The sequence below is a fragment of the Pseudomonas sp. PDM10 genome (assembly GCF_014852295.1).
GTDB lineage: Bacteria > Pseudomonadota > Gammaproteobacteria > Pseudomonadales > Pseudomonadaceae > Aquipseudomonas.
Map to the genome: position 1 here is coordinate 320,251 of NZ_JACVBJ010000006.1, position 25,392 is coordinate 345,642.

The following is a 25,392-nucleotide window of genomic DNA, read 5'->3' on the forward strand; positions in this document are numbered from 1 at the left end:
GTTGCGCCTTGAATTACACGGGTTTCCACACCCGGTCGCTGAATTGGCAGCGACGGTGGGAGGGTATCGTGCAGGCCTCGTTCCTGCAACCCTCGAAATAACGGGGTAATTATCTGGTGGATCATCTAACAAGCCCGGGTAATAAGGGCACGGCGGCCGGCCGCACTTGTGTCCAGAAACGCATTGAAACAGGTCAATACCATCTGTCTGCGGGTTACATATTTGCGCTTCGGGTCGTTGCGAATTTACCTCATAATCCCGCGCTCTTACGTCGGTAGCTCCGCTTCTCGACTAATCTGTAGTCGCTGCAACCCGACCTTAAATAGCCAAGGAGAAAGGCAATGTCAGATAACCGGAATCAGCGTCAGTCGAATGCATCTGCGAAGCATGTCCTCGAACGTTTGCCGGCCCCATCTGATATGCCTGCGACCCTATGAGCCAAGCCGCCTTAGTCAATCCAAGCCTGCTCACCTGGTCTCGTGAGCGCGCAGGTCTCTCCACTGAACAGGTTGCTAAAAAGCTTCCAGTGAAACCTGATCGAGTAGAGGAATGGGAGGCAGGCGAGACCAAGCCCACATTCCTTCAGGCTCAAAAGTGGGCGAGTCTCGCTCACATTCCTTTTGGCTTCTTGTTTCTTCAGCAGCCTCCCGTCGAACAACTGCCTTTACCTGATCTGCGGACTGTCGGTGGGATTGCGCCTCAACGCCCCAGTCTGGAGCTGTTGGACACCGTCAGGGATTCCATACGTAAGCAGGACTGGTATCTGGAGTATCTGCAACACCAGGAGCGTCAGCCGTTAGCATTTGTAGGTCGCTTCAATAGCCGATCTCAAGTCGCAGAGGTGGTAGACGATATCCGCCGAACTCTCGGTGTGAATCCTGACGCTGCTCGATTGGATTACGACAAATACAGCCGTGCCTTGATCGAGGCCGCAGAAGCGGCTGGCGTTCTGGTTATGCGCAGTGGCATTGCTCTAGGGAACACTCATCGAAAACTTGAAGTTAGTGAGTTTCGGGGTTTTGCCATCAGTAATGCCTACGCCCCCGTTGTATTCATCAACAGTTCCGACGCACCCACTGCCCGGCTGTTCACTTTGCTCCACGAACTGGCCCATATCTGGATTGGTAGCAGCGGAGTGTCCGACGGGAACACCGCGAATGGTCGAGACGAGGAACGATTCTGCAATGCAGTAGCAGGTGAGTTTCTCGCTCCCGAAGCCCAATTCCGCGCTCTGTGGAACGCTGATGTTAACTGGGAAGACAATCTAGCTCCGCTGGCGACGCGGTTTCATATCAGTAAATTGGCGATCGGTCGCCGCGCATTGGATCTTGGATATATAAACCAGGCCCAATACAGCACTTACTATCGAATGATTCTCAAGGCTTTCCAGGATGACAAAGGTGGAGCAGGTGACTATTACCGTAACGCCACCGCGAAAAACAGCCCTCGCCTAAGCAAGGCAGTGCTGACTGAAGCAATGAGTGGCCGGATGCTGCTACGCGAGGCGGGACATTTGCTCGGCGTGCAACCTGCCAAATTAAGGACTCTCGCCAACAAGATTACGGAATGAATCATTTACTCGACGCTAACACGCTGATCGAAGCAAAGAACCGTTACTACGGAATGGCTATCTGTCCTGGATTTTGGCAATGGTTACTACTTAAGAATAAAACATTGGCTTTAGCCAGCATTGCACCTGTCATGGATGAACTAACAAAAGGGCATGACGATCTGGCGGGTTGGGCGAAGGGCAATTCTGATTTCTTTCACTCCACCACTGATCAGGGTACTCAGCTGGCATTCACACAGGTTGCGGGACTTGTGGCAGATCAAGCGCATAAGATGAAAGTAGGCGCAATGGACGAGTTTTTAGCGGGTGCTGACCCGTGGTTAATTGCGAAAGCAATGACTACAGGGGCTACAGTCGTTACTCATGAAGTACTGAATCTCCATGCTAAACGGAAATTTATTATTCCCAATATTTGTCAGGAGCTTAATGTTCCTTTTTTGAATACGTTTGAGTTGTTGCATAGGCTTGAAGCAAGGTTTGTGTTGTCTGCTTGAAATAAGTAATTTGTACAAATATTTTGAAGTTATGGTTTTTACCTGAGTGGTCTGTGTGCTTTTCGCCTGATCCTCGCAGAGTTCTTGCCAACTCCTCATCAAGTGCGGAGGGATAAGGGAATGGAGGTTGTATTCATCATGGCTTAGCTGGCCGTGATGGTAACCGCCACTTCGGTTATTGAATATCTTTCAGATAGTCCCTGAGCGCGATCAAACGAGTATCAAGCTGATCCATCGAGTAGGAAGCACTGAAATCCGCTGCCAACCGATGCAGCTCACGGCCGAGGACCGTATCGACACCGCCGACGGTGTTCAACGCCAGACTCGCACATTCAGCCACTTTCCTCTGAATCGCCTCAACATCCCCCCTGCGCACCAGCAACCCAAAAACCTCCCGCTCATAATCACTCATCATCAGATCATCCCGCAGAATCGGGCTTGAATCTTCAGTCTCATAAGCGAGCTTGAGGCAGAACAGGGCGACGGTTTCCAGCAGCAGTTCCATAGGGAGAATCCTTGTGAAATGTTCCGCGTGTGTCGGCTGCGTGGAAGAACAGCAAGATCAAAAGATCGCAGCCTTCGGCAGCCCCTACACGGGCAGGGCGGCTTTTCTACAGACGAAAAAAAAGGCCTTGCAAAGCAAGACCTTTCTTAATTTTGGTGCCCCGAGGGAGACTCGAACTCCCACTTCTTGCGAAAACGGATTTTGAATCCGCCGCGTCTACCAATTCCGCCATCAGGGCTCAATGGCGGCGAAGTATAGAGATGAGATAACCGTCGGTCAATCAGGTACATGGAGAATTTTTGATATTTCCGCTAGACTTCCCGGCCCTGCTAGACGAACCCCATCATGCGCGTTGCTGACTTTACCTTCGAGCTCCCTGATTCGCTGATCGCCCGCCATCCTTTGGCCGAGCGTCGCAACAGTCGCCTGTTGACCCTTGATGGGGTCAGCGGCGCCCTGGCACACCGTCAATTCACTGATTTGCTTGAGCATTTGCGCCCGGGCGATTTGATGGTGTTCAACAATACCCGGGTGATTCCGGCGCGGCTGTTTGGCCAGAAGGCTTCCGGCGGCAAGCTGGAAATCCTGGTGGAACGGGTGCTGGACAGTCATCGCGTGCTGGCCCATGTGCGTTCCAGCAAGTCGCCCAAGCCGGGTTCGAAGATCCTGATTGATGGCGGTGGCGAAGCCGAAATGCTGGCGCGCCATGACGCGTTGTTTGAGTTGGGGTTCGCCGAAGAGGTGTTGCCGCTGCTCGACCGCGTCGGGCACATGCCGTTGCCTCCTTATATAGACCGCCCGGATGAAGGGTCGGACCGCGAGCGTTATCAGACGGTCTACGCCGAGCGCCTGGGCGCGGTGGCGGCGCCGACGGCGGGGCTGCATTTCGATCAGCCGCTGATGGAGGCGATTGCCGCCAAGGGCGTCGAGACGGCGTTCGTGACCTTGCACGTCGGCGCTGGCACGTTCCAGCCGGTGCGCGTCGAGAAGATTGAAGATCACCACATGCACAGCGAATGGCTGGAAGTCGGTCAGGATGTGGTCGATGCCGTCGAAGCCTGTCGCGCTCGCGGTGGTCGCGTGGTGGCCGTGGGGACCACCAGCGTGCGTTCTCTGGAAAGTGCCGCGCGCGATGGCGTGCTCAAGCCGTTCAGTGGCGACACCGACATCTTTATCTACCCGGGCCGGCCGTTTCATGTGGTCGATGCCCTGGTCACCAATTTCCATTTGCCTGAATCCACGCTGTTGATGCTGGTTTCGGCGTTTGCCGGTTATCCCGAAGCCATGGCCGCTTATAAAGCCGCCGTGGAGCATGAATACCGCTTTTTCAGCTACGGTGATGCGATGTTTATCACCCGTAACCCAGCACCACGTGGCCCTGAGGAAACAGAATGAGTCGCCAAAGTCGTATGTCGTTTGAGTTACTTGCTACCGACGGCAAGGCTCGTCGCGGTCGTTTGACCTTTCCACGCGGTACCGTAGAAACCCCGGCCTTCATGCCGGTGGGCACCTACGGCACGGTCAAGGGCATGTTGCCGCGGGATATCACCGCCACAGGCGCGGAAATCATTCTGGGCAACACCTTCCACTTGTGGCTGCGTCCTGGCACCGAAGTGATCAAGAAGCACGGCGACCTGCACGATTTCATGCAGTGGAAAGGCCCGATTCTGACTGACTCAGGCGGTTTCCAGGTGTTCAGCCTGGGCGCCATGCGCAAGATCAAGGAGGAGGGCGTAACCTTCGCTTCTCCTGTCGACGGCGCCAAAGTGTTCATGGGCCCGGAAGAGTCGATGCAGGTCCAGCGCGATCTTGGCTCGGACATCGTGATGATCTTTGACGAATGCACTCCGTACCCGGCTGATGAAGACGTCGCGCGGGTATCGATGGAGCTGTCGTTGCGTTGGGCCAAGCGTTCGAAAGAAGCCCATGGCGACAACACGGCGGCGCTGTTCGGCATCGTTCAGGGCGGTATGCACCAGGATTTGCGCATGCGCTCCCTGGAAGGCCTCGACAATATCGGCTTCGATGGCCTGGCCATTGGCGGTCTGTCGGTGGGCGAGCCGAAACACGAGATGATCAAGGTCCTGGATTACCTGCCGGGTCAGATGCCGGCTGACAAACCTCGTTACCTTATGGGCGTTGGCAAACCGGAAGATCTGGTTGAGGGTGTGCGCCGCGGTGTGGACATGTTCGATTGCGTGATGCCAACCCGTAATGCCCGCAATGGGCATCTGTTCATTGATACAGGCGTGCTGAAGATCCGTAACGCGTTCCATCGCCATGATGATTCGCCGCTGGATCCGACCTGCGATTGCTACACCTGCCAGAACTTCTCCCGTGCTTATCTGCACCATCTGGACAAGTGCGGCGAAATGCTGGGTAGCATGTTGAATACCATCCACAATTTGCGCCATTACCAGGTGCTTATGGCTGGTTTGCGCGAGGCTATTCAACAGGGTACATTGGCCGCCTTTGTCGATGCCTTCTACGCCAAACGCGGGTTACCTGTTCCGCCTTTGGACTGAGTTTTCTGACCCCAAGATTCAACATTTGCAACTGGAGTGCTAAATGAGCTTTTTTATCTCTAATGCCATGGCTGACGCTGCTGCACCTGCTGCAGGCCCAATGGGCGGCGGCTTTGAGTGGATTTTCCTGGTCGGTTTCCTGGTCATCTTCTACCTGATGATCTGGCGTCCACAGGCCAAGCGCGCCAAAGAGCAGAAGAACCTGCTGAGCAGCTTGCAGAAAGGCGACGAAGTTGTGACCACCGGTGGTATCGCCGGCAAGATCACTAAAGTGGCCGACGACTTCGTTGTTCTGGAAGTTTCCGACACCATCGAAATGAAGTTCCAGAAAGGCGCCATCGCCGCCACGCTGCCAAAAGGCACGCTAAAAGCGATCTAAGTTTCAACTTCTACTCAATCGACGGGGCGCGCAAGGCGCCCCGCGTCATAAGCGGGCGGCGTGATGCTGAACAAATACCCTCTGTGGAAATACATTCTGATCCTGGCGGTGCTGGCGGTCGGTCTGATTTATTCCGCTCCCAATCTATATCCTGATGACCCGGCCATTCAGGTCAGCGGTGCAAGCACTGCGCTGTTGGTCAATCAGGCTGATCTGGATCGTGTGAGCACAGCGCTCAAGGAATCCGGGATCAACGTCAAGGCTGCCACCCTGGCAGCAAACGGCAAGGGCGGTCTGATTCGTCTGACCAAGGCTGAAGATCAGCTACCTGCCAAGGACGTCGTGCGCAAGGCATTGGGTGATGACTACGTCGTTGCACTGAACCTGGCACAAACCACCCCGCAATGGCTGCGCAGCCTGGCCGCGCACCCGATGAAGCTGGGTCTGGACTTGTCCGGTGGTGTGCACTTCCTGCTGGAAGTGGACATGGACAAAGCCCTCGACGCTCGCTTGAAAGTGTACGAAGGCGATGTGAAGAGCCTGTTGCGTAAAGAGAAACTGCGCTATCGCAGCCTGCCGCAACTCAACGGTGCCATTCAGCTGGGCTTCACTGATGAAGCAGCCCGCGAACAAGCCCGTGCGCTGATCCGCAAGAGCTTCAACGATTTCGACATTGTTCCGGCCGACCTCAATGGCCAACCGGTACTGCGTCTGGCGATGACCCCGGCCAAGCTGGCGGAAATCCGTGAATACTCCATCAAGCAGAACTTGACCACGGTACGTAACCGCGTCAATGAGCTGGGTGTTGCCGAGCCAATCGTTCAGCGTCAGGGCGCCAACCGCATCGTGGTTGAGCTGCCGGGCGTGCAGGACACCGCCGAAGCCAAGCGTATCCTCGGCAAGACGGCCAACCTTGAGTTCCGTCTGGCCGCTGAGCCAGGTGCTTCGAAAGCCACTTCCGAAACTTTCGAGTTCCGTGAAGGCAAGCGTCCGCCAGCACAGATCGAGCGTGGCTTGATCATCACTGGCGACCAGGTGACTGACGCCAAGGCTGGCTTCGGCGAGCACGGCACGCCAGAAGTGAACATTCGTCTGGATGGCCACGGCGGCGAGCTGATGAGTCGTGCGACTCGCAGCAACGTCGGTCGCAGCATGGCAGTGATCTTTATCGAGCAACGTCCGGTTACCACTTACGTCAAGCAAGTGGTTAACGGCGTCGAGAAAGACGTGCCGGTCCAGACGTTCAAGGAAGAGAAAAAGATCATCAGCCTGGCGACCATCCAGTCGCCGCTGGGTGCTCAGTTCCGCATCACTGGCCTGAACGGTCAGGGCGAGTCGTCCGAACTGGCGCTGCTGCTGCGTGCCGGTGGTCTGGCTGCACCGATGTACTTCGCTGAAGAGCGCACCATTGGCCCGAGCCTGGGTGCCGACAACATCGTCAAAGGTATCGATGCATCGCTGTGGGGCATGCTGTTTGTCTCGCTGTTTATCATGGCCATCTACCGCTTCTTCGGCATCATCGCCACCGTTGCTCTGGCAGTGAACATGGTGCTGCTGCTGGCCCTGATGTCGCTGCTGGGTGCAACGCTGACCCTGCCGGGTATCGCCGGTATCGTGTTGACCATGGGTATGGCGGTCGACGCCAACGTTCTGATCTTCTCGCGGATACGTGAAGAGATCGCGGCGGGCATGACCGTACAACGGGCAATCAACGAAGGCTTCGGCCGGGCATTCACCGCGATTCTCGACGCCAACCTGACAACCTTGTTGGTCGGCGGGATTCTCTTTGCGATGGGCACCGGCCCGGTCAAAGGCTTCGCAGTGACCATGTCCCTCGGGATCTTTACCTCGATGTTCACGGCCATCATGGTGACCCGCGCGATGGTCAACCTGATCTTCGGCGGTCGTGACTTCAAGAAGTTGTGGATTTAAGGGGCTGCCATGTTACGTACAATCAACTTCATGGGCGTTCGCAACTTTGCGTTCGGCGTCACATTGTTCCTCACGGCATTGGCATTGTTCAGTGTCGCCACCAAGGGCATGAACTGGGGCCTGGACTTCACCGGCGGTACGCTCATCGAGCTGACCTACGAGCGTCCGGCCGACGTCACCAAGGTGCGTGAGCAGCTGGTTACATCGGGTTATCACGAGGCGATCGTTCAGAGCTTCGGTGCGACTACCGATTTGCTGGTGCGTATGCCAGGTGAAGACCCGCAGCTGGGTCATCAGGTGGCTGAAGCGCTGCTGAAGGTCGGCGGCGATAACCCGGCGACGGTCAAGCGCGTCGAATTCGTCGGCCCTCAGGTCGGTGAAGAGCTGCGCGACCAGGGCGGCCTCGGTATGCTGATGGCGCTCGGGGGCATCCTGATCTACCTGGCTTTCCGCTTTCAGTGGAAGTTCGCGGTCGGTGCCATCGTTTCGTTGATTCACGACGTGATCGTGACCGTCGGTATCCTGTCGTTCTTCCAGATCACCTTCGACCTGACGGTGCTGGCGGCGGTACTGGCGATTATCGGTTACTCGCTCAACGACACCATCGTGGTATTCGACCGGGTTCGTGAGAACTTCCGTGTGCTACGCAAGGCGTCCTTGATCGAGAACATCAACATCTCGACTACCCAGACCCTGCTGCGGACCATGGCGACTTCGATCTCCACCTTGCTGGCGATCGCGGCCCTGCTGTTCTTCGGTGGCGATAACCTGTTCGGCTTCTCGATTGCTCTGTTCATCGGTGTACTGGCGGGTACTTACTCGTCGATCTACATCGCCAACGTCGTGCTGATCTGGCTGAACCTGAGCACCGAGGATCTGATTCCTGCGGTGGCTACCGATAAGGAAGTTGACGACCGCCCATAACGGCTATCGTTTTCCAGCTGTTGGCCGAAAAGGCGCGAGTGTTGAACTCGCGCCTTTTTTTATGCTCCAAGGCTAGGAGAAGCGCGGGCATGTCCCGCATGTGATGGTCAGGAGGTTCATGTGAACAAGTCGATGCTGGTTGGTGCAGTATTGGGTGCTGTTGGTGTGACGGCCGGGGGTGCTGTTGCCACCTACAGCCTTGTTAAAAAAAGCAGCCCTGAGTATGCGCAAGTTCTAGCCGTTGAACCGGTCAAGACGCAAATCAAGACGCCACGTGAAGTATGCAAGGACGTTGCAGTAACCCGGCAAGCGCCGGTGAAAGATCAACACCAGATCGCCGGTACGGTGGTTGGTGCGCTGGCGGGTGGTCTGTTGGGTAATCAGATCGGTGGCGGTACTGGCAAGAAGATCGCCACAGTGGCCGGTGCGGTCGGCGGCGGTTATGCGGGTAACAAGGTGCAAGAAGGCATGCAGGAACGTGACACCTACACCACGACCCAAACTCGCTGCAATACGGTGAATGACATCAGTGACAAGGTCGTAGGTTACGACGTGCGTTATTCGCTGGATGGCAAGGAAGGCAAAGTGCGGATGGATCGCGATCCGGGTAATCAGATTCCGGTCGACAAGGAAGGCAAACTGATCCTGGGGCAGAACGAAGAGAACCGCTAAATATTCAGGTTTGAGAGTCAAAAAGAAGCACCCTGCGGGGTGCTTTTTTTGTGTCCGGGATTTGCGCGCACGCATCCCTGTAGGAGCAAGGCTTGCCCGCGATGCGGGCGGCGCGGTTTCTCAGCCGGGTTGCGGTGATGCAATCGCGAGCAAGCTTTGCTCCTACAGGGGGTAGGTTCAGGAATTGAGGGCATAAAAAAGCACCCCGGAGGGTGCTTTTTCTTTCGCTGGAAGCTTAGCGCTTCAGCGAGGCCGGCAGGTGCGGCTGAATGGCCGTCAGTACTGCTTTGAAGCATTTGGTGTTACCGGCAACAACATGGCCTTTCTCAAGGAAGTCGTGACCGCCGGTGAAGTCGCTCACCAAACCGCCGGCTTCCTGGATCAGCAGGGCGCCTGCAGCCATGTCCCATTCGGACAGGCCCGACTCCCAGAAGGCGTCGAAACGGCCGGCCGCTACGTAAGCCAGGTCCAGGCTCGCCGAGCCAGCGCGGCGGATGCCGGCAGTCTGGCCAACCAGGGCGCGGAACATGCCCAGGTAGTTGTCGAGGTTGTCCATCTGGTCATCGCGGAACGGGAAGCCGGTACCCAGCAGGGCGCCGTCCAGGCTTGTGCGGCCGCTGACGCGCAGGCGACGACCGTTCAGTTGGGCGCCGCGACCACGGCTGGCGGTGAATTCTTCCTGGCGAACCGGGTCCAGAACAACAGCGTGTTCCAGGCGACCGCGGTATTTGCAGGCGATGCTGACAGCGAAGTGAGGAATGCCGCGCAGGAAGTTGGTGGTGCCGTCCAGCGGATCGATGATCCACAGGTATTCTTCGCCTTCGCCGCTGCCCGGGTGCATGCCGGTTTCTTCACCGAGAATGCCGTGGGTAGGGTAGGCCTTGCGCAGCGCGTCGATGATTTTTTGCTCAGCGGCGCGATCCACCTCGGATACGTAATCCTTGGCGTCTTTTTCGTCGACCTTGATGGTATCCAGGCGCTCGATGGAGCGGAAGATCAATTCACTGGCGCTGCGGGCGGCGCGCAGCGCGATATTCAGCATGGGCTGCATGGATGTGTCACCTAAGGTTGTTAAAGAAAGCCGGGCATTCTATCAGAAAGTTTCTACAGGAGAAGGTCGGTGTTCGCTTTCATAGCTTAACGGTAGGTTGAGCTGTAAGATTCTGCTCCCCATTAAAGTGTTCGAGAGCGCCTCCCTTGCTGCAAAACATTCGTGTCGTCCTGGTCAATACCAGCCACCCCGGGAATATCGGCGGTGCTGCGCGTGCCATGAAGAACATGGGCCTGTCGCGGCTGGTGCTGGTCGAACCGCGGTTATTCCCGCATCACGAAGCCGATGCTCGTGCTTCCGGTGCCGGTGACATCCTTGAAAACGCGCAAGTCGTCGCCACCTTGGAAGATGCCTTGGTTGGCTGCAATCTGGTGCTCGGCACCAGTGCCCGTGACCGTCGCATTCCCTGGCCATTGCTCGATCCCCGCGAATGCGGCGTGAAAGTGGTCGAGGAGGCGGCGCAGGGTGCCGAGATTGCCTTGATCTTTGGTCGTGAAGATTCCGGCCTGACCAATGAAGAGCTGCAGCGATGTCATTATCACGTGCACATCCCCTCAGACCCTGAGTTCAGCTCGCTGAACCTTGGGGCAGCGGTGCAGGTGTTGAGTTATGAAGTGCGCATGTCCTGGCTGGCGGCCCAAGGCCAGCCGAGCAAGGTCGAGAAGGAAGAAGTGGCCTCCGTCAAAAGCGCTGAGCTGGCGACCATGGATGAGCTGGAGCGATTCTATGAGCATCTGGAGCAAACCCTGGTGGCCATTGAATTCCTCGACCCGGAAAAGCCACGGCACTTGATGGCGCGCCTGCGCCGGTTGTACGGACGTAGCTCGGTCAGTCGGGCGGAAATGAATATATTGCGTGGCATCCTCACGGAAACCCAGAAAGCGGCCCGTGGTGAGCTTCTTAAGCGGAAGGATTAAAAATGTTCGAGCGTTTGCGTGAAGATATCCAGAGTGTTTTCCATCGTGATCCGGCAGCGCGCAACGCCTTTGAAGTTCTGACGTGCTACCCGGGCATGCACGCCATCTGGATCCACCGCTTGTCGTCGGCCCTGTGGGGCATGGGCTGGAAGTGGCTGGCGCGGCTGGTGTCGAACTTCGGTCGCTGGTTGACCGGGATCGAGATCCATCCGGGCGCCAAGGTCGGTCGTCGCTTCTTTATCGACCATGGCATGGGCATCGTCATCGGTGAAACCGCTGAGATCGGTAATGACGTCACCCTTTATCAGGGTGTGACTTTGGGTGGCACCAGTTGGAACAAGGGCAAGCGCCACCCGACGCTTGAGGATGGCGTTGTGGTCGGGGCGGGGGCCAAGGTGCTTGGTCCGTTCACGGTTGGCGCTGGTGCCAAGGTCGGCTCCAACGCCGTGGTCACCAAGGCGGTTCCGCCCGGGGCGACGGTGGTGGGGATTCCGGGGCGGATCATCGTCAAGTCCGATGAAGAGCAGGACGCCAAGCGCAAGGCAATGGCCGAGAAGATTGGTTTCGATGCCTACGGTGTCGGTGAAGACATGCCGGACCCAGTGGCTCGAGCCATTAACCAGTTGCTCGATCATTTGCAGGCTGTAGATGGTCGACTTGAAGGGATGTGCGGGGCGCTGAAGGATCTGGGTAGCAATTACTGTGCGAAAGATCTGCCTGAACTGCGCGAAGAAGACTTTGCCTGTGTGAAGGACAAGGATCAGAGTCAGGCCAGCTAAACCGAGTCAACTTCATCGCGAGCAGGCTCGCTCCCACATTGGACTTGTGGTGTGTATGGGTTTCTTGTGGGAGTGAGCCTGCTCGCGAAGAGCGATAACGCGCATTTGCTGGCTGTACGCCGCCAGCCTTTGCTATGATGCGCCCGCTCTTTTGCGGGTAATCCCGAGTAAAGCACTAGGTCTTATAGTTGACTTAAATACTCGGGAATTGCATACTCGCCCCATTCCGAACTCCGTGGTAATTGTCCATGCGACTGACTACAAAAGGCCGATACGCCGTAACCGCCATGCTTGACCTGGCGTTGCACGCGCAGCACGGGCCGGTGTCCCTGGCCGATATCTCCGAGCGCCAAGGCATCTCCCTGTCCTACCTCGAACAGCTCTTCGCCAAATTGCGCCGCAGCAATCTGGTGTCCAGCGTCCGTGGTCCGGGCGGCGGCTATCAGCTGTCGCGCGACATGCAGGGCATTCAGGTCGCCCAGGTGATCGATGCGGTAAACGAATCGGTCGATGCAACCAAATGCCAGGGCCAGGGTGATTGCCATCAAGGCGACACCTGTCTGACCCACCACTTGTGGTGCGATCTGAGCCTGCAGATTCACGAATTTCTCAGCGGTATCAGCTTGGCTGACCTTGTCACTCGCCGTGAGGTACAAGAAGTAGCCCAGCGTCAGGATCAACGCCGTTGCAACAGCAAGGCGCCACGCCTGGACAAGATTGAAGCGTCCGCCGTCGAATGACAGCCAAAGAGCTAGCGGCACGCCAGCCAGCCTGATTTAGGAGATAGTCCATGAAATTGCCGATTTACCTTGATTACTCTGCGACCACCCCGGTTGATCCGCGTGTAGCGCAAAAAATGAGTGAATGCCTGCTGGTTGACGGAAACTTCGGTAACCCGGCGTCCCGTTCCCACGTGTTCGGCTGGAAAGCTGAAGAGTCCGTCGAAAACGCTCGTCGTCAGGTCGCTGACCTGGTCAACGCCGACCCGCGCGAAATCGTCTGGACCTCCGGTGCCACCGAGTCCGACAACCTGGCAATCAAGGGTGCGGCGCATTTCTATGCCACTAAAGGCAAGCACCTGATCACCACCAAGATTGAGCACAAGGCTGTCCTCGACACCATGCGCCAACTGGAGCGTGAAGGCTTCGAAGTTACCTACATCGAGCCTCGCACTGATGGTCTGGTCACCCCAGAGATGATCGAAGCGGCCCTGCGCGACGACACCATCCTGGTTTCGGTCATGCACGTGAACAACGAAATTGGCACCATCAACGACATCGCAGCCATCGGCGAACTGACCCGTTCCAAGGGCATCCTGTTCCACGTCGATGCTGCTCAGTCCACCGGCAAGGTCGAAATCGACCTGTCGAAGCTGAAAGTCGACCTGATGTCGTTCTCGGCTCATAAAACCTACGGCCCTAAAGGCATCGGCGCGCTGTACGTCAGCCGCAAGCCGCGTGTTCGCATCGAAGCGACCATGCACGGCGGCGGTCACGAACGTGGTATGCGTTCCGGCACCCTGGCGACCCACCAGATCGTCGGCATGGGCGAAGCCTTCCGTGTAGCCAAGGAAGACATGGTTGCCGAGAACATCCGCATCAAGGCCCTGAGTGACCGCTTCTTCAAGCAGGTCGAAGGCCTGGAAGAGCTGTACATCAACGGCAGCATGACCGCTCGTGTTCCGCACAACCTGAACCTGAGCTTCAACTACGTTGAAGGCGAGTCGCTGATCATGGCGCTCAAGGACCTGGCGGTTTCGTCCGGTTCGGCCTGCACCTCGGCTTCCCTTGAGCCTTCGTACGTACTGCGCGCCCTGGGCCGCAACGACGAACTGGCACACAGCTCGATTCGCTTCACCTTCGGCCGTTTCACCACCGAAGAAGAAATCGACTACGCCGCGCAGAAAGTCTGCGAGGCCGTTACCAAGCTGCGCACCCTGTCGCCGCTGTGGGACATGTACAAAGACGGTGTCGACATTTCGAAAATCGAGTGGGCGGCACACTGATTTCAAGTCGCCGCAAACCGGCCCTGTGAACCTTCGGGCGCAGGGCTTCAAGAGCGACTCTCTGATGAGTGAGGATTAAGAATCATGGCTTACAGCGAAAAGGTCATCGACCACTACGAGAACCCGCGCAACGTCGGCAAGATGGACGCGGAAGACCCTGATGTCGGCACCGGCATGGTCGGCGCTCCGGCGTGCGGCGACGTGATGCGTCTGCAGATCAAGGTCAACGAGCAAGGCATCATCGAAGACGCCAAGTTCAAGACCTATGGTTGCGGTTCGGCTATCGCCTCCAGCTCCCTGGCGACCGAGTGGATGAAAGGCAAGACTCTGGATGAAGCAGAGACCATCAAAAACACTCAGCTGGCTGAAGAACTGGCTCTGCCGCCAGTAAAAATTCACTGCTCCGTACTTGCTGAAGACGCTATCAAAGCGGCCGTTCGCGACTACAAGCAGAAGAAAGGCTTGATCTGACTTTCAGGTTTTGGCGACGAGTAAGGAGTCACCGATGGCTATCAGCATGACAGAAGCGGCTGCTCAACACGTGCGACGCTCCCTCAACGGGCGCGGCAAAGGTGAAGGGATTCGTCTGGGTGTTCGCACCACAGGCTGTTCCGGCCTTGCCTACGTGCTGGAGTTTGTCGACGAGGTGGTTGCAGAGGATCAGGTGTTCGAAAGTCACGGCGAGAAAGTGATCATCGACCCGAAAAGCCTGGCCTACCTGGACGGCACCGAACTCGATTTCGTCAAGGAAGGGTTGAACGAAGGCTTCAAGTTCAACAACCCCAACGTGCGCGGTGAATGTGGCTGCGGCGAAAGCTTCAATATCTGAGGCTGCTCGTGGGTACTCCTTGTCATTTCGCTTTATTTGAGCTGAAACCGAGCTTCCGTCTGGATCTCGATCAGTTGGCCACGCGCTACCGTGAGTTGGCGCGCGGTGTTCATCCGGACCGCTTTGCAGACGCTTCCGAGCGCGAGCAGCGGCTGGCGCTAGAGCAATCCGCGAGCCTCAACGAGGCCTACCAGACGCTCAAAAGTCCCCCAAAGCGCGCGCGTTACTTGCTCGCCATGGGCGGTCGCGAGCTGCCGCTGGAGGTCACGGTGCATGATCCGGAGTTTCTTCTGCAGCAGATGGAGCTGCGTGAAGAGCTCGAAGACCTGCAAGACAGCGCCGACCTGGCGGGTGTTGCAGTGTTCAAGCGTCGCCTGAAGACTGCGCAGGATGAACTGAACGAAAGCTTCGCGGCCTGTTGGGATGATGCAGCGCAACGTGAACAGGCCGAGCGCCTGATGCGACGCATGCAGTTCCTCGACAAGCTCACCTACGAAGTGCGCCAGTTAGAAGAGCGCCTCGACGATTAACCCAGTGCCGCTCCGGTCGCACGCCTGATATACAGATAAGTCCTGATAACGATGGCCCTACTGCAGATCGCCGAACCCGGCCAAAGTCCTCAACCGCACCAGCGTCGTCTGGCTGTGGGGATCGACTTGGGCACTACCAATTCGCTGGTCGCTGCGTTGCGCAGTGGTCTTTCCGAACCTCTGGCTGACGCAGATGGGCAGGTCATTCTGCCGTCTGCCGTGCGCTATCACGCTGATCGCGTTGAAGTCGGCGAGTCGGCCAAGCTGGCTGCCGCCACCGACCCTTTGAACACTGTGCTGTCGGTCAAGCGCTTGATGGGTCGTGGTCTGTCCGACGTCAAGCAGTTGGGCGATCAACTGCCGTACCGCTTTGTCGGCGGCGAGTCGCACATGCCGTTCATCGACACGATTCAGGGCCCGAAAAGCCCGGTCGAAGTCTCCGCCGATATCCTTAAGGTGCTGCGTCAGCGCGCCGAAGCGACGTTGGGTGGCGAACTTGTGGGCGCGGTAATCACCGTTCCGGCCTATTTCGACGATGCTCAGCGTCAAGCCACCAAGGATGCGGCCAAACTGGCCGGTCTGAATGTGCTGCGTCTGCTTAATGAGCCGACCGCTGCCGCTGTGGCTTACGGTCTGGATCAGCACGCTGAAGGCCTGGTCGCGATTTATGACCTGGGTGGTGGCACCTTCGATATTTCGATTCTGCGCCTGACCGGCGGTGTGTTTGAGGTTTTGGCCACCGGTGGCGACAGCGCGCTGGGCGGCGATGACTTCGACCATGCAATCGCCGGCTGGATCATCGAGAGCGCCGGTCTGTCCGCCGACCTCGATCCGGGTGCGCAACGCAATCTGCTGCAAACCGCTTGTGCGGCCAAAGAAGCGCTGACCAATGCCTCGTCCGTTGAGGTCGCTTATGGCGACTGGAAAGCCGAGCTGACCCGTGAAGCCTTCAATACGCTGATCGAACCAATGGTTGTCCGCAGCCTGAAAGCCTGTCGCCGCGCTGTGCGTGATTCCGGCATCGAGCTGGACGAAGTGCACGCGGTGGTCATGGTCGGCGGCTCGACTCGCGTACCTCGCGTCCGCGAAGCCGTCGCTGAAGCCTTCGGCCGCGAACCGCTGACCGAAATCGATCCGGATCAAGTGGTGGCCATCGGTGCCGCGATCCAGGCCGATACCCTGGCTGGCAACAAGCGCGATGGCGATGAGTTGCTGTTGCTTGACGTGATTCCGTTGTCCCTGGGGCTGGAAACCATGGGCGGCCTGATGGAGAAGGTGATTCCACGCAACACCACCATCCCTGTCGCCCGCGCTCAGGACTTCACGACTTATAAAGATGGCCAGTCGGCCATGGCGATCCACGTATTGCAGGGCGAGCGCGAGCTGATCAGCGACTGCCGCTCCCTGGCACGCTTCGAATTGCGCGGCATTCCGGCGATGGTGGCCGGTGCGGCGAAGATTCGCGTGACCTTCCAGGTCGATGCCGACGGTCTGCTCAGCGTTTCTGCCCGCGAACTGGGCTCGGGCATTGAGGCCAGCATCCAGGTCAAGCCGTCCTACGGTCTGACGGATGGCGAAATTGCCAAGATGCTCAAGGATTCGTTCCAGCACGCCAACGACGACAAGGTCGCGCGTGTCTTGCGTGAACAGCAGGTCGATGCCCAGCGCCTGATCGAAGCGGTGCAGGGCGCCCTCGATGTCGATGGCGAGCGCTTGCTCGACGCCGAAGAGCGCATGGTCATCGAATTGCAGATGCAGGAACTGACCGAACTGATGAAAGGTACTGATGGTTACGCCATCGAGCAGCAGACCAAGCGTCTGTCGCAAGTGACCGACGCCTTTGCCGCCCGCCGCCTGGACTCGACGGTGAAAGCCGCGTTGGCGGGGCGCAACCTGAATGAGATTGAGGAATAACGATGCCGCAGGTCATTTTTCTGCCACACGAGAAGTTCTGCCCGGAAGGTATGGTTGTGGAGGCTGAGCCCGGCATATCCATTCTCGAGCTGGCCCACGAACACCATATCGAGATGGAAAGCGCCTGTGGCGGCGTCTGCGCCTGCACCACCTGTCATTGCATCATTCGTGAAGGCTTTGACTCGCTGGAAGAGGCGGACGAGCTGGAAGAAGACTTTCTGGATCGTGCCTGGGGTCTGGAGGCGCAATCGCGTCTAGGCTGTCAGGCGATCGTCGGGACTGAAGACCTGACTGTCGAAATCCCGAAATACTCGGTCAACCATGCGGCTGAAGCGCCGCACTGATTCAAGGAACTGAAATGAGTCTGAAATGGGTTGATGTGCTGGAAATCGCGATCCAGCTGGCTGAATCCAAGCCGGATGTGGATCCGCGTTACGTGAACTTCGTCGATCTGCACAAATGGGTGCTGGCATTGCCGGAGTTCAGTGATGATCCGACCCGCGGTGGCGAGAAGGTGCTTGAAGCCATTCAGGCCGCCTGGATCGAAGAAGCAGACTGAGTCTGCACCGTATGCAGTTAGGCAATACCCAAGAACCCGCGTATAATTCGCGGGTTTAATTTTTCGCAAATTACCGTTTCTGGAGTTACACCATGGCTGTTCAACGTACTTTCTCCATCATCAAGCCTGACGCTGTTGCAAAAAACGTTATCGGCGAGATCACCACTCGTTTCGAAAAAGCTGGCCTGCGCGTTGTAGCTTCGAAACTGAAGCAACTGTCCAAAGCTGAAGCTGAAGGCTTCTACGCTGAGCACAGCGCTCGTGGTTTCTTCAACGACCTGGTTGCTTTCATGATCTCCGGTCCGGTTGTCGTTCAGGTTCTGGAAGGCGAAAACGCTATCGCTCTGAACCGTGAGCTGATGGGCGCTACCAACCCTAAAGAAGCTGCTGCCGGTACCATCCGCGCTGACTTCGCTGATTCGATCGACGCCAACGCTGTACACGGTTCGGACTCCGAAGCCGCTGCTGCTCGCGAAATCTCGTACTTCTTCGCAGCTACTGAAGTAACCACTCGCTAAGCATTGGCTTAAGAGTGAAGGTGAATCCATGACTACATCGACTGTAAAAACCAACCTGCTGGGTCTGACTCAGCTGGAAATGGAAAAATTCTTCGACTCAATCGGGGAGAAGCGTTTCCGTGCCGGTCAGGTAATGAAATGGATTCACCACCTTGGCGTCGATGATTTCGACGCCATGACGAACGTCAGCAAGGCCTTGCGCGACAAGCTCAAGGTTATTGCCGAAGTTCGCGGTCCTGAAGTGGTCAGCGAGGACATTTCCACCGACGGCACCCGTAAGTGGGTGGTGCGCGTGGCGTCCGGCAGCTGCGTCGAGACCGTGTACATTCCCCAGGGCAAACGCGGCACTTTGTGCGTTTCGTCCCAGGCAGGCTGTGCCCTGGATTGCAGTTTCTGCTCCACCGGCAAGCAAGGATTCAACAGCAACCTCACCGCCGCCGAAGTCATCGGCCAGGTGTGGATTGCCAATAAATCGTTCGGCAGCATCCCGGCGACCGCCGACCGTGCCATCACCAACGTGGTGATGATGGGCATGGGTGAGCCGCTGCTGAACTTCGACAACGTCGTGGCCGCCATGCATCTGATGATGGATGACCTGGGCTACGGGATCTCCAAGCGCCGCGTAACCCTGTCTACATCGGGTGTGGTGCCGATGATCGATGAGCTGTCCAAGTACATCGACGTCTCCCTGGCGTTGTCCCTGCACGCACCGAACGACGCATTGCGTAACCAATTGGTGCCGATCAACAAGAAGTATCCGCTTAAGATGCTGCTCGAGTCGTGCCAGCGCTACATGTCGTCCCTGGGCGAGAAGCGCGTGCTGACCATTGAGTACACGTTGCTCAAGGACATCAACGACAAGGTTGAACATGCCGTTGAGATGATCGAGTTGCTCAAGAACATCCCGTGCAAGATCAACCTGATTCCGTTCAACCCGTTCCCGCATTCCGGTTACGAGCGCCCGAGCAACAACGCGATTCGTCGTTTCCAGGATCAGCTTCACCATGCCGGTTTCAATGTCACCGTACGCACCACCCGCGGTGAAGACATCGATGCCGCGTGTGGCCAATTGGTAGGACAGGTGCTGGATCGCACCCGTCGCAGCGAACGTTATATCGCCGTGCGCGAGTTAAGCGCCGAAAACGATATCGCAACAAACGCTGCGAACAATAATTAAGAGAGGATCTCTATGTCCCTGCGCTTCGCGCTGCTTTTGCTGTTGGCCAGCCTGTGTGCTGGCTGTGTCCTGTCGGGCGATTTCAACCCGATGAAGACCAGCAAGGGCCGCGATGAAGCGCGTGTTGCCTATGTGCAGCTGGGCTTGGGGTACTTGCAGCAGGGCATGACCGAACGGGCGAAAGTACCGTTAAAGAAAGCGCTGGATCTGGATGACTCGGATCCGGATGCCAACGCTGCGCTGGGTCTGGTATTCCAGGCCGAGATGGAGCCGGAGCTGGCGGATCAGCATTTTCGCAAGGCGCTGTCTTCCCGCCCCAACGATGCGCGAATCCTGAACAACTACGGCAGTTTTCTTTTCGAAGAGAAACGCTACAAAGAAGCTTACGAACGCTTTGAACAGGCCGCCGCCGATACCTTGTACCCTGAGCGTTCGCGGGTGTTCGAGAACCTCGGAATGACCGCTTCGAAGCTGGGGCAGCGTGATCTGGCCCAGCAGCAGTTGGAAAAAGCCCTGCGTTTGAATCGCCAACAGCCACGTGCATTGCTGGAAATGGCTGAGTTGTCCTTCGAAGACAGGCATTATGTGCCCGCGCGTGACTATTACGATCGTTTTAGCCTGCTCACCGAGCAAAATGCACGTAGTCTATTGCTCGGCGTTCGGCTGGCAAAAGTGTTTGAAGATCGCGACAAGGCCGCCAGTTTTGGCCTGCAACTAAAACGACTCTATCCCGGTACGCCGGAATATCAGCAATACCTGTCGGAGCAATGATGAAAGCGGCGCATCCCGAAGTTGTAGCAGCGAATCGCGTTAATCCCGGTGAGACTTTACGCCAGGCCCGCGAAAGCAATGGCTGGTCGCTGGCCGAAGTGGCCCTCAAGCTCAACCTCACCGTCAATTCCCTGAGCAATCTGGAAGCCGGCGCTTTCGACAAGCTGCCTGGGCATACCTTTGCTCGCGGTTATATTCGCGCCTACGCGAAATTGCTCGGCATGGATCAAACCGTACTGGTCCAACAGTTCGACCAATCCACCGGCACCGACTCCCAGGGCAGCAACGTTCATAGCCTGGGGCGTATCGAAGAGCCGGTTCGGGTTTCCCACACCATTTTGCGAATTGTCAGCCTGCTGTTGCTGATCGCAGTGATTGGTGGTGGTTTTGTCTGGTGGCAGGATCAAACCTCACTGCGTACCAAAGACCTGATCAGCCTGAGCCCGGAACACGTTGAAGTCGAAGGCGCTGACGGCACCACCCAGATCCATCCGCTGGATGAGCCGGAAGACCAGGCCGTCGCGCAAGGTCAGGCTGAAGGCACAACCGCTCTTGCGTTGCCGCAAGCCGAGACGTCGGCTGAAGCGCCGGCCGAAGCTGAAGCGACTGCGCCCGCTGCACCCGCGCCAACGCCTGTTGCACCGGCTCACAGCACCGCTCCGGTTGTCTCGACTCCAGTCGCGCCAGCCCCGACGGCTCCTGTTGTATCAACCCCGCCTGCGAGCGCTTCGGTTACTCCGACCATTCCCGCTCCAGCAGCGGCTGCTTCGGTTGCCGGCCAAGGTCAGGTTCAACTGCAGTTCACTTCTGATTGCTGGACGCAAGTGACCGATGGCACCGGCAAGGTGTTGTTGAGCGGTCTCAAGCGTAAAGGCGAAAACGTTTCCGTCAGCGGCAAACCACCGTTTTCCGTGCGTCTGGGCTTCGCCCGTGGCGCGCAGGTCAGCTACAACGGGCAGGTGGTTGATGTCGCTCCGTTCACCAGTGGCGAGACTGCTCGCCTGAAGTTGGGTCAATAAGTCATGCACGGCGAATCTCCAATCAAACGTCGCGAATCCCGCAAGATCTGGGTCGGTAACGTGCCCGTTGGCGGCGATGCGCCTATCGCTGTGCAGAGCATGACCAACAGCGACACCAACGACGTCGCCGCCACCGTGGCCCAGATCAATCGTCTGGAAGCCGCTGGCGTCGATATCGTGCGTATTTCCGTGCCCGACATGGATGCCGCTGAAGCCTTCGGCAAGATCAAGCAACTGGTCAAGGTGCCGTTGGTTGCCGACATCCATTTCGACTACAAGATCGCTCTGCGCGTAGCCGAACTGGGCGTTGACTGCCTGCGCATCAACCCGGGCAACATCGGTCGCGAAGACCGCGTGCGTGCGGTAGTCGATGCCGCCCGTGATCGCGGGATTCCGATCCGCATCGGCGTGAACGCCGGTTCCCTGGAAAAAGACCTGCAAAAGAAATACGGCGAGCCGACTCCGGCTGCGCTGGTTGAATCTGCCCTGCGTCACGTCGAGCACCTTGAACGCCTGAACTTCCAGGACTTCAAGGTCAGTGTGAAAGCTTCTGACGTGTTCATGGCCGTCGCCGCTTACCGCTTGCTGGCCAAGGAAATCGTTCAGCCCCTGCACTTAGGGATCACCGAAGCCGGTGGTTTGCGTTCAGGCACGGTGAAATCCGCCGTGGGCCTCGGTATGCTGCTCGCCGAAGGGATTGGCGATACTATTCGCATCTCGTTGGCGGCCGACCCGGTCGAGGAAGTGAAAGTCGGCTACGACATTCTCAAATCCCTGCATCTGCGTTCCCGTGGCATCAACTTCATCGCCTGCCCGAGCTGCTCGCGGCAGAACTTCGATGTGGTCAAAACCATGAACGAGCTGGAAGGGCGCCTCGAAGACCTGCTGGTGCCGCTGGATGTCGCGGTCATCGGTTGCGTGGTCAACGGACCGGGCGAAGCCAAGGAAGCCCATATCGGCTTGACCGGCGGCACGCCAAACCTGATTTATATCGACGGCAAGCCGTCGCAGAAACTGACGAATGACAATCTGGTGGATGAGCTTGAACGCTTGATCCGCCAGAAAGCGGCCGAAAAGGTCGAAGCTGACGCTGCCGTTATCGCGCGTGGCTGAGCCGACTAAAGAGCCGAACGAATTTAAGGATTTATAGTGAGCAAGTCTCTGCAAGCCATACGTGGCATGAACGACATCCTGCCCGAGCAGACTCCCCTGTGGCGTCATTTCGAGGGCACCGTCTCGCGTTTGCTGGATAACTACGGTTACAAGCAGATCCGCATGCCGATCGTCGAGTTCACCGAGCTGTTCAAGCGCTCCATCGGTGAAGTGACCGACATCGTCGAAAAAGAGATGTACACCTTCGACGACCGCAACGGCGACTCCCTGACCCTGCGCCCCGAAGGCACAGCGGCCTGCGTGCGTGCGGTGCTCGAGCATGGCATCACCGGCGGTGGCCAGGTGCAGAAACTTTGGTACATCGGCCCGATGTTCCGCCACGAACGTCCGCAGAAAGGCCGTTATCGCCAGTTCCACCAGATCGGTTGCGAAGTCTTCAACCTCGACGGTCCGGACATCGATGCCGAGCTGATCGTACTGACCTGGCGCCTGTGGGGCGAGCTGGGCATCCGTGATGCGGTCAAGCTCGAACTCAACAGCCTGGGCACTGCCGAATCCCGCGGTCGTTATCGCGAAGCGCTGGTCGAGTTCCTTTCGGCCCGCCTGGACAAGCTGGACGAAGACAGCCAGCGCCGTCTGAAAACCAACCCGCTGCGGGTTCTTGATACCAAGAACGCCGACACTCAAGCGGTCCTGGTCGACGCGCCGAAAATGGCCGACTACCTCGACGAAGAATCCCGCGTGCACTTCGAGGGCCTCAAGGCTCGCCTGGACGCCGCCGGCATTCCTTACGTGATCAACCCGAAGCTGGTTCGCGGGCTGGATTACTACAGCAAGACCGTTTTCGAATGGGTCACCGACAAGCTGGGCGCCCAAGGCACCGTGTGTGCCGGTGGTCGTTACGACGGTCTGGTGGAGCAAATGGGCGGCAAGCCGACCCCGGGCGTTGGTTTCGCCATGGGCATCGAGCGCTTGGTATTGCTGCTTGAAACCCTGGAGCAGATCCCGGAAGAGATTTCCCGTCAGGTCGACGTCTACCTCTGCGCCTTCGGTGAAGCCGCCGAGCTGGCCGGTCTGGCCCTGAGTGAACGTGTTCGTGATCAATTGCCCAACCTGCGCCTGCAAGTGAATGCCGGCGCCGGCAGCTTCAAAAGCCAGTTCAAGAAGGCCGACAAGAGTGGTGCGTTGTACGCGCTGATCCTCGGTGACGACGAAATGGCCCAGCAAGTGGTAGGTTTCAAACCCCTGCGTGGCCAGGGCGAACAACAAAGCATTGCCTGGGATGCGCTTGCTGCACACCTGGCCACCTGCGTCGTGCAGGGTTGAAGCTGTCAAACAGCCGATTTAGCGATTAAGGAGTATTGGGGTGTCGAGTACCGAAGACGAACATCTGGCGGAGTTTAAGGACTGGTGGACACGCAACGGCAAGCCCCTGGTCACTGGCGGCCTGTTGGCGCTGGTCATCGTGTTCGGCTGGCAGGCCTTTCATAAGTATCAGAGCAATCAGTCGCAAGGCGCCTCGATGCTCTATCAGCAACTGCTGGAAACCACGCTGACGCCAGACGGCAAGCCTGATGCCGCCCGTGTTGCGGACCTGGCCGGCAAGCTCAACAGCGAGTTCGGCGGTAGCGCTTACGCGCAGTACGGCAGCCTGTTCGTGGCAAAAGTTGCGGTCGACAGCGGCAAGCTGGATGACGCAGCCAGCGAGCTGAAAGCCATTGTTGCCAAACCGGCCAACCCGGCGCTGGGCGAAATTGCTCGTCAGCGTCTGGCTCAGGTGCTGGCCGCGCAGAACAAGGCCGATGAAGCCCTGAAGCTGCTCGAAGGCGATGCCGATAAAGCATTCCTGGCCACTCGCGAAGAACTCAAAGGCGACCTGCTGGTGCAGTTGGGTCGTACCGACGAAGCGAACACGGCGTATCAAAAAGCCAAGGCGGCACTGTCGGATGAAGCGGCAGTGGGTGGCCTACAAATCAAGCTGGACGACCTGGCCAAAGGGGATGCGTGACGTGATTCGTTGGAAACATGCAGCATTGCTGGCTCTGGCCATATTGGCCGCGGGTTGCAGCAGCAACAGCAAAAAAGAACTGCCACCGGCCGAGTTGACCGACTTCAAAGAAGAAGTGGTTCTGCAAAAGCAGTGGAGTCGTTCGATCGGTGACGGTCAGGGCGAGTCGTACAACATGCTGGTTCCGGCGATCGATGGCGATACCATCTATGCCGCCGACGTCACCGGTGTGGTGATGGCGATGGATCGCAGCAATGGCGACGTCAAATGGAAGAAAGATCTCGAATTGCCCGTTTCCGGCGCTGTCGGCGTCAGTTACGGTCTGCTCCTGATCGGTACGATCAAGGGTGAAATCGTTGCCCTGGACGCCATCAACGGTGAAGAGAAATGGCGCGCTCGCGTGTCCAGTGAAGTCCTCGCACCGCCGGCCAACAACGGTGATGTCGTTGTCGTTCAGACTCAGGATGACCGTCTGATCGGTCTGGATGCCACTACCGGCAACCAGCGCTGGTTGTATGACAGTACTCCGGCGGTATTGACCCTGCGCGGCACCAGTGCGCCGATCGTCACCAACCGCCTCGCGGTGGCTGGCCTGTCGACCGGTAAAGTGGTCGCTCTCGATATTTCCAACGGCGTGCCGGTTTGGGAACAACGTGTAGCCATTCCACAGGGTCGTTCGGAACTGGAGCGCGTTGTCGATATCGACGGCGGCCTGCTGCTTTCCGGCGAAACGCTGTACGTCGCCAGCTACCAGGGTCGCGTTGCGGCACTGGACCTGCAAAGCGGTCGTCAGCTTTGGCAGCGTGATGCTTCCAGCTATGCCGGTGTCGCCCAGGGTTTTGGCAACGTCTACGTGAGCCTGTCTTCGGGCACCGTTGAAGGCGTCGACGAACGTTCCACCACAGCCTTGTGGAGCAACGATTCGCTGGCTCGCCGTCAACTGTCGGCTCCGGAAGTGTTCTCCAGCTACGTTGCAGTCGGCGACATGGAAGGCTACCTGCACCTGCTGAGCCAGGTGGACGGTCGTTTCGTCGGCCGCGAACGCATTGACAGCGCTGGCCTGCGTGCCCGTCCGCTGGTGGTGGGTGACACGATTTATCTGTATGGCAACAGCGGCAAACTGGAAGCCCTGACCATTAAGTAAAGGTTTGACTATGCTTGGGGTTTAACCCCCAAGCGGCTTCACCTGTGGGAGCGGGCT

Annotated in this window: 28 protein-coding genes and 1 tRNA gene; 26 read left to right on the forward strand and 3 right to left on the reverse strand. The window is 57.8% G+C overall.

All coding sequences use genetic code 11. The features are described 5' to 3' along the window. Positions 1-433: 433 nt before the first annotated feature. Positions 434-1,570, forward strand: coding sequence for an ImmA/IrrE family metallo-endopeptidase (locus tag IB252_RS21910; RefSeq protein WP_192410233.1), 1,137 nt, complete (start codon positions 434-436; stop codon positions 1,568-1,570). Continuing rightward, positions 1,567-2,064, forward strand: a complete 498-nt coding sequence (locus IB252_RS21915; protein ID WP_192410234.1) for a DUF4411 family protein — start codon at positions 1,567-1,569, stop codon at positions 2,062-2,064. Before IB252_RS21910 ends, IB252_RS21915 begins: the two co-directional genes overlap by 4 nt. Before the next feature lie 175 nt (positions 2,065-2,239). Here IB252_RS21915 and IB252_RS21920 read toward each other — a convergent pair whose 3' ends face one another. Both IB252_RS21920 and IB252_RS21925 read right to left on the reverse strand, forming a co-directional pair. Next, positions 2,240-2,569 carry a hypothetical protein gene (locus IB252_RS21920; protein ID WP_192410235.1) on the reverse strand — a complete coding sequence of 110 codons (330 nt, stop codon included), beginning with the start codon at positions 2,567-2,569 and terminating at the stop codon, positions 2,240-2,242. 153 nt (positions 2,570-2,722) lie between these two features. Further along, positions 2,723-2,807: transfer RNA gene (locus tag IB252_RS21925), tRNA-Leu, on the reverse strand. 107 nt (positions 2,808-2,914) lie between these two features. On the opposite strand from IB252_RS21925, the gene queA reads away from it, so the two are divergent. The 6 genes from queA to IB252_RS21955 all read left to right on the forward strand — a co-directional run bounded on the left by queA (position 2,915) and on the right by IB252_RS21955 (position 9,001). Further along, positions 2,915-3,964: a tRNA preQ1(34) S-adenosylmethionine ribosyltransferase-isomerase QueA gene (gene queA / locus IB252_RS21930; RefSeq protein ID WP_008147713.1), complete on the forward strand. Its 1,050-nt coding sequence runs from the start codon at positions 2,915-2,917 to the stop codon at positions 3,962-3,964. A gap of 14 nt (positions 3,965-3,978) precedes the next feature. After that, positions 3,979-5,094 carry a tRNA guanosine(34) transglycosylase Tgt gene (tgt, locus tag IB252_RS21935; protein WP_161990833.1) on the forward strand — a complete coding sequence of 372 codons (1,116 nt, stop codon included), beginning with the start codon at positions 3,979-3,981 and terminating at the stop codon, positions 5,092-5,094. Positions 5,095-5,137: 43 nt separating this feature from the next. Beyond that, positions 5,138-5,473, forward strand: coding sequence for a preprotein translocase subunit YajC (gene yajC, locus IB252_RS21940; RefSeq protein WP_008147715.1), 336 nt, complete (start codon positions 5,138-5,140; stop codon positions 5,471-5,473). A 63-nt stretch (positions 5,474-5,536) separates the two neighbouring features. Beyond that, positions 5,537-7,405 carry a protein translocase subunit SecD gene (gene secD, locus IB252_RS21945; RefSeq protein WP_111450287.1) on the forward strand — a complete coding sequence of 623 codons (1,869 nt, stop codon included), beginning with the start codon at positions 5,537-5,539 and terminating at the stop codon, positions 7,403-7,405. Positions 7,406-7,414: 9 nt separating this feature from the next. Then, positions 7,415-8,329, forward strand: coding sequence for a protein translocase subunit SecF (gene secF / locus IB252_RS21950; protein ID WP_111450286.1), 915 nt, complete (start codon positions 7,415-7,417; stop codon positions 8,327-8,329). A gap of 120 nt (positions 8,330-8,449) precedes the next feature. After that, positions 8,450-9,001: a glycine zipper 2TM domain-containing protein gene (locus IB252_RS21955; protein WP_111450285.1), complete on the forward strand. Its 552-nt coding sequence runs from the start codon at positions 8,450-8,452 to the stop codon at positions 8,999-9,001. A 235-nt stretch (positions 9,002-9,236) separates the two neighbouring features. On the opposite strand, the gene suhB is transcribed toward IB252_RS21955, so the two are convergent. Further along, positions 9,237-10,052: an inositol-phosphate phosphatase gene (suhB, locus tag IB252_RS21960; protein WP_008147729.1), complete on the reverse strand. Its 816-nt coding sequence runs from the start codon at positions 10,050-10,052 to the stop codon at positions 9,237-9,239. Positions 10,053-10,198: 146 nt separating this feature from the next. On the opposite strand from suhB, the gene trmJ reads away from it, so the two are divergent. The 18 genes from trmJ (at position 10,199) to bamB (ending at position 25,335) form a co-directional block, all read left to right on the forward strand. Then, entirely contained in the window at positions 10,199-10,969 is a 771-nt protein-coding gene (gene trmJ, locus IB252_RS21965; RefSeq protein ID WP_192410236.1) for a tRNA (cytosine(32)/uridine(32)-2'-O)-methyltransferase TrmJ, read from the forward strand. A 2-nt stretch (positions 10,970-10,971) separates the two neighbouring features. Then, a complete protein-coding gene (gene cysE, locus IB252_RS21970; RefSeq protein ID WP_007903579.1) occupies positions 10,972-11,748 on the forward strand; it encodes a serine O-acetyltransferase in 777 nt (258 codons plus the stop codon). Between the two features lie 248 nt (positions 11,749-11,996). Continuing rightward, positions 11,997-12,488, forward strand: coding sequence for a Fe-S cluster assembly transcriptional regulator IscR (gene iscR, locus IB252_RS21975; protein WP_007903581.1), 492 nt, complete (start codon positions 11,997-11,999; stop codon positions 12,486-12,488). 50 nt (positions 12,489-12,538) lie between these two features. Further along, positions 12,539-13,753: an IscS subfamily cysteine desulfurase gene (locus tag IB252_RS21980; RefSeq protein WP_192410237.1), complete on the forward strand. Its 1,215-nt coding sequence runs from the start codon at positions 12,539-12,541 to the stop codon at positions 13,751-13,753. 84 nt (positions 13,754-13,837) lie between these two features. Further along, positions 13,838-14,224 carry a Fe-S cluster assembly scaffold IscU gene (iscU, locus tag IB252_RS21985; RefSeq protein WP_003443374.1) on the forward strand — a complete coding sequence of 129 codons (387 nt, stop codon included), beginning with the start codon at positions 13,838-13,840 and terminating at the stop codon, positions 14,222-14,224. Between the two features lie 34 nt (positions 14,225-14,258). Continuing rightward, positions 14,259-14,582: an iron-sulfur cluster assembly protein IscA gene (gene iscA, locus IB252_RS21990; RefSeq protein WP_007903589.1), complete on the forward strand. Its 324-nt coding sequence runs from the start codon at positions 14,259-14,261 to the stop codon at positions 14,580-14,582. 8 nt (positions 14,583-14,590) lie between these two features. Further along, positions 14,591-15,112 carry a co-chaperone HscB gene (gene hscB, locus IB252_RS21995; protein WP_008070981.1) on the forward strand — a complete coding sequence of 174 codons (522 nt, stop codon included), beginning with the start codon at positions 14,591-14,593 and terminating at the stop codon, positions 15,110-15,112. 51 nt (positions 15,113-15,163) lie between these two features. After that, the gene (gene hscA, locus IB252_RS22000; RefSeq protein WP_192410238.1) at positions 15,164-17,026 is read left to right on the forward strand and encodes a Fe-S protein assembly chaperone HscA; all 1,863 of its coding nucleotides are present in this window, start codon (positions 15,164-15,166) and stop codon (positions 17,024-17,026) included. Positions 17,027-17,028: 2 nt separating this feature from the next. Beyond that, positions 17,029-17,370, forward strand: a complete 342-nt coding sequence (fdx, locus tag IB252_RS22005; protein WP_111450280.1) for an ISC system 2Fe-2S type ferredoxin — start codon at positions 17,029-17,031, stop codon at positions 17,368-17,370. A 14-nt stretch (positions 17,371-17,384) separates the two neighbouring features. Next, positions 17,385-17,585: a Fe-S cluster assembly protein IscX gene (gene iscX, locus IB252_RS22010; protein WP_008147746.1), complete on the forward strand. Its 201-nt coding sequence runs from the start codon at positions 17,385-17,387 to the stop codon at positions 17,583-17,585. Between the two features lie 92 nt (positions 17,586-17,677). Further along, a complete protein-coding gene (ndk, locus tag IB252_RS22015) occupies positions 17,678-18,103 on the forward strand; it encodes a nucleoside-diphosphate kinase (RefSeq protein WP_007903599.1) in 426 nt (141 codons plus the stop codon). 28 nt (positions 18,104-18,131) lie between these two features. Next, positions 18,132-19,280 (forward strand): 23S rRNA (adenine(2503)-C(2))-methyltransferase RlmN, encoded by a 1,149-nt coding sequence (gene rlmN / locus IB252_RS22020; RefSeq protein ID WP_192410239.1) that lies wholly within the window; start codon positions 18,132-18,134, stop codon positions 19,278-19,280. 12 nt (positions 19,281-19,292) lie between these two features. Then, positions 19,293-20,051: a type IV pilus biogenesis/stability protein PilW gene (gene pilW / locus IB252_RS22025; RefSeq protein ID WP_111450278.1), complete on the forward strand. Its 759-nt coding sequence runs from the start codon at positions 19,293-19,295 to the stop codon at positions 20,049-20,051. Then, positions 20,051-21,070, forward strand: a complete 1,020-nt coding sequence (locus IB252_RS22030) for a helix-turn-helix domain-containing protein (protein ID WP_111450277.1) — start codon at positions 20,051-20,053, stop codon at positions 21,068-21,070. The genes pilW and IB252_RS22030 overlap by 1 nt, the downstream gene beginning before the upstream one ends. A 3-nt stretch (positions 21,071-21,073) precedes the next feature. Then, positions 21,074-22,183 carry a flavodoxin-dependent (E)-4-hydroxy-3-methylbut-2-enyl-diphosphate synthase gene (gene ispG / locus IB252_RS22035; protein ID WP_010457850.1) on the forward strand — a complete coding sequence of 370 codons (1,110 nt, stop codon included), beginning with the start codon at positions 21,074-21,076 and terminating at the stop codon, positions 22,181-22,183. A gap of 36 nt (positions 22,184-22,219) precedes the next feature. Continuing rightward, entirely contained in the window at positions 22,220-23,509 is a 1,290-nt protein-coding gene (gene hisS, locus IB252_RS22040; RefSeq protein ID WP_095131570.1) for a histidine--tRNA ligase, read from the forward strand. A gap of 40 nt (positions 23,510-23,549) precedes the next feature. Continuing rightward, positions 23,550-24,191, forward strand: a complete 642-nt coding sequence (locus tag IB252_RS22045; RefSeq protein ID WP_111450276.1) for a tetratricopeptide repeat protein — start codon at positions 23,550-23,552, stop codon at positions 24,189-24,191. Then, positions 24,184-25,335 carry an outer membrane protein assembly factor BamB gene (gene bamB / locus IB252_RS22050; RefSeq protein ID WP_192410240.1) on the forward strand — a complete coding sequence of 384 codons (1,152 nt, stop codon included), beginning with the start codon at positions 24,184-24,186 and terminating at the stop codon, positions 25,333-25,335. The genes IB252_RS22045 and bamB overlap by 8 nt, the downstream gene beginning before the upstream one ends. Positions 25,336-25,392 lie beyond the last annotated feature (57 nt).

What these genes read in the sequence shown, in the direction of transcription:
- tgt (WP_161990833.1), top strand. Translation starts at nt 3,979, where the DNA reads ATGTCGTTTGAGTTACTTGCTACCGACGGCAAGGCTCGTCGCGGTCGT.
- ispG (WP_010457850.1), top strand. Translation starts at nt 21,074, where the DNA reads ATGCACGGCGAATCTCCAATCAAACGTCGCGAATCCCGCAAGATCTGG.
- fdx (WP_111450280.1), top strand. Translation starts at nt 17,029, where the DNA reads ATGCCGCAGGTCATTTTTCTGCCACACGAGAAGTTCTGCCCGGAAGGT.
- suhB (WP_008147729.1), bottom strand. Translation starts at nt 10,052, where the DNA reads ATGCAGCCCATGCTGAATATCGCGCTGCGCGCCGCCCGCAGCGCCAGT.
- hscA (WP_192410238.1), top strand. Translation starts at nt 15,164, where the DNA reads ATGGCCCTACTGCAGATCGCCGAACCCGGCCAAAGTCCTCAACCGCAC.
- secF (WP_111450286.1), top strand. Translation starts at nt 7,415, where the DNA reads ATGTTACGTACAATCAACTTCATGGGCGTTCGCAACTTTGCGTTCGGC.
- iscR (WP_007903581.1), top strand. Translation starts at nt 11,997, where the DNA reads ATGCGACTGACTACAAAAGGCCGATACGCCGTAACCGCCATGCTTGAC.
- pilW (WP_111450278.1), top strand. Translation starts at nt 19,293, where the DNA reads ATGTCCCTGCGCTTCGCGCTGCTTTTGCTGTTGGCCAGCCTGTGTGCT.
- bamB (WP_192410240.1), top strand. Translation starts at nt 24,184, where the DNA reads ATGCGTGACGTGATTCGTTGGAAACATGCAGCATTGCTGGCTCTGGCC.
- cysE (WP_007903579.1), top strand. Translation starts at nt 10,972, where the DNA reads ATGTTCGAGCGTTTGCGTGAAGATATCCAGAGTGTTTTCCATCGTGAT.
- iscU (WP_003443374.1), top strand. Translation starts at nt 13,838, where the DNA reads ATGGCTTACAGCGAAAAGGTCATCGACCACTACGAGAACCCGCGCAAC.
- iscA (WP_007903589.1), top strand. Translation starts at nt 14,259, where the DNA reads ATGGCTATCAGCATGACAGAAGCGGCTGCTCAACACGTGCGACGCTCC.
- queA (WP_008147713.1), top strand. Translation starts at nt 2,915, where the DNA reads ATGCGCGTTGCTGACTTTACCTTCGAGCTCCCTGATTCGCTGATCGCC.
- IB252_RS21910 (WP_192410233.1), top strand. Translation starts at nt 434, where the DNA reads ATGAGCCAAGCCGCCTTAGTCAATCCAAGCCTGCTCACCTGGTCTCGT.
- iscX (WP_008147746.1), top strand. Translation starts at nt 17,385, where the DNA reads ATGAGTCTGAAATGGGTTGATGTGCTGGAAATCGCGATCCAGCTGGCT.
- IB252_RS21920 (WP_192410235.1), bottom strand. Translation starts at nt 2,569, where the DNA reads ATGGAACTGCTGCTGGAAACCGTCGCCCTGTTCTGCCTCAAGCTCGCT.
- secD (WP_111450287.1), top strand. Translation starts at nt 5,537, where the DNA reads ATGCTGAACAAATACCCTCTGTGGAAATACATTCTGATCCTGGCGGTG.
- rlmN (WP_192410239.1), top strand. Translation starts at nt 18,132, where the DNA reads ATGACTACATCGACTGTAAAAACCAACCTGCTGGGTCTGACTCAGCTG.
- IB252_RS22030 (WP_111450277.1), top strand. Translation starts at nt 20,051, where the DNA reads ATGAAAGCGGCGCATCCCGAAGTTGTAGCAGCGAATCGCGTTAATCCC.
- IB252_RS21980 (WP_192410237.1), top strand. Translation starts at nt 12,539, where the DNA reads ATGAAATTGCCGATTTACCTTGATTACTCTGCGACCACCCCGGTTGAT.
- yajC (WP_008147715.1), top strand. Translation starts at nt 5,138, where the DNA reads ATGAGCTTTTTTATCTCTAATGCCATGGCTGACGCTGCTGCACCTGCT.
- IB252_RS21915 (WP_192410234.1), top strand. Translation starts at nt 1,567, where the DNA reads ATGAATCATTTACTCGACGCTAACACGCTGATCGAAGCAAAGAACCGT.
- ndk (WP_007903599.1), top strand. Translation starts at nt 17,678, where the DNA reads ATGGCTGTTCAACGTACTTTCTCCATCATCAAGCCTGACGCTGTTGCA.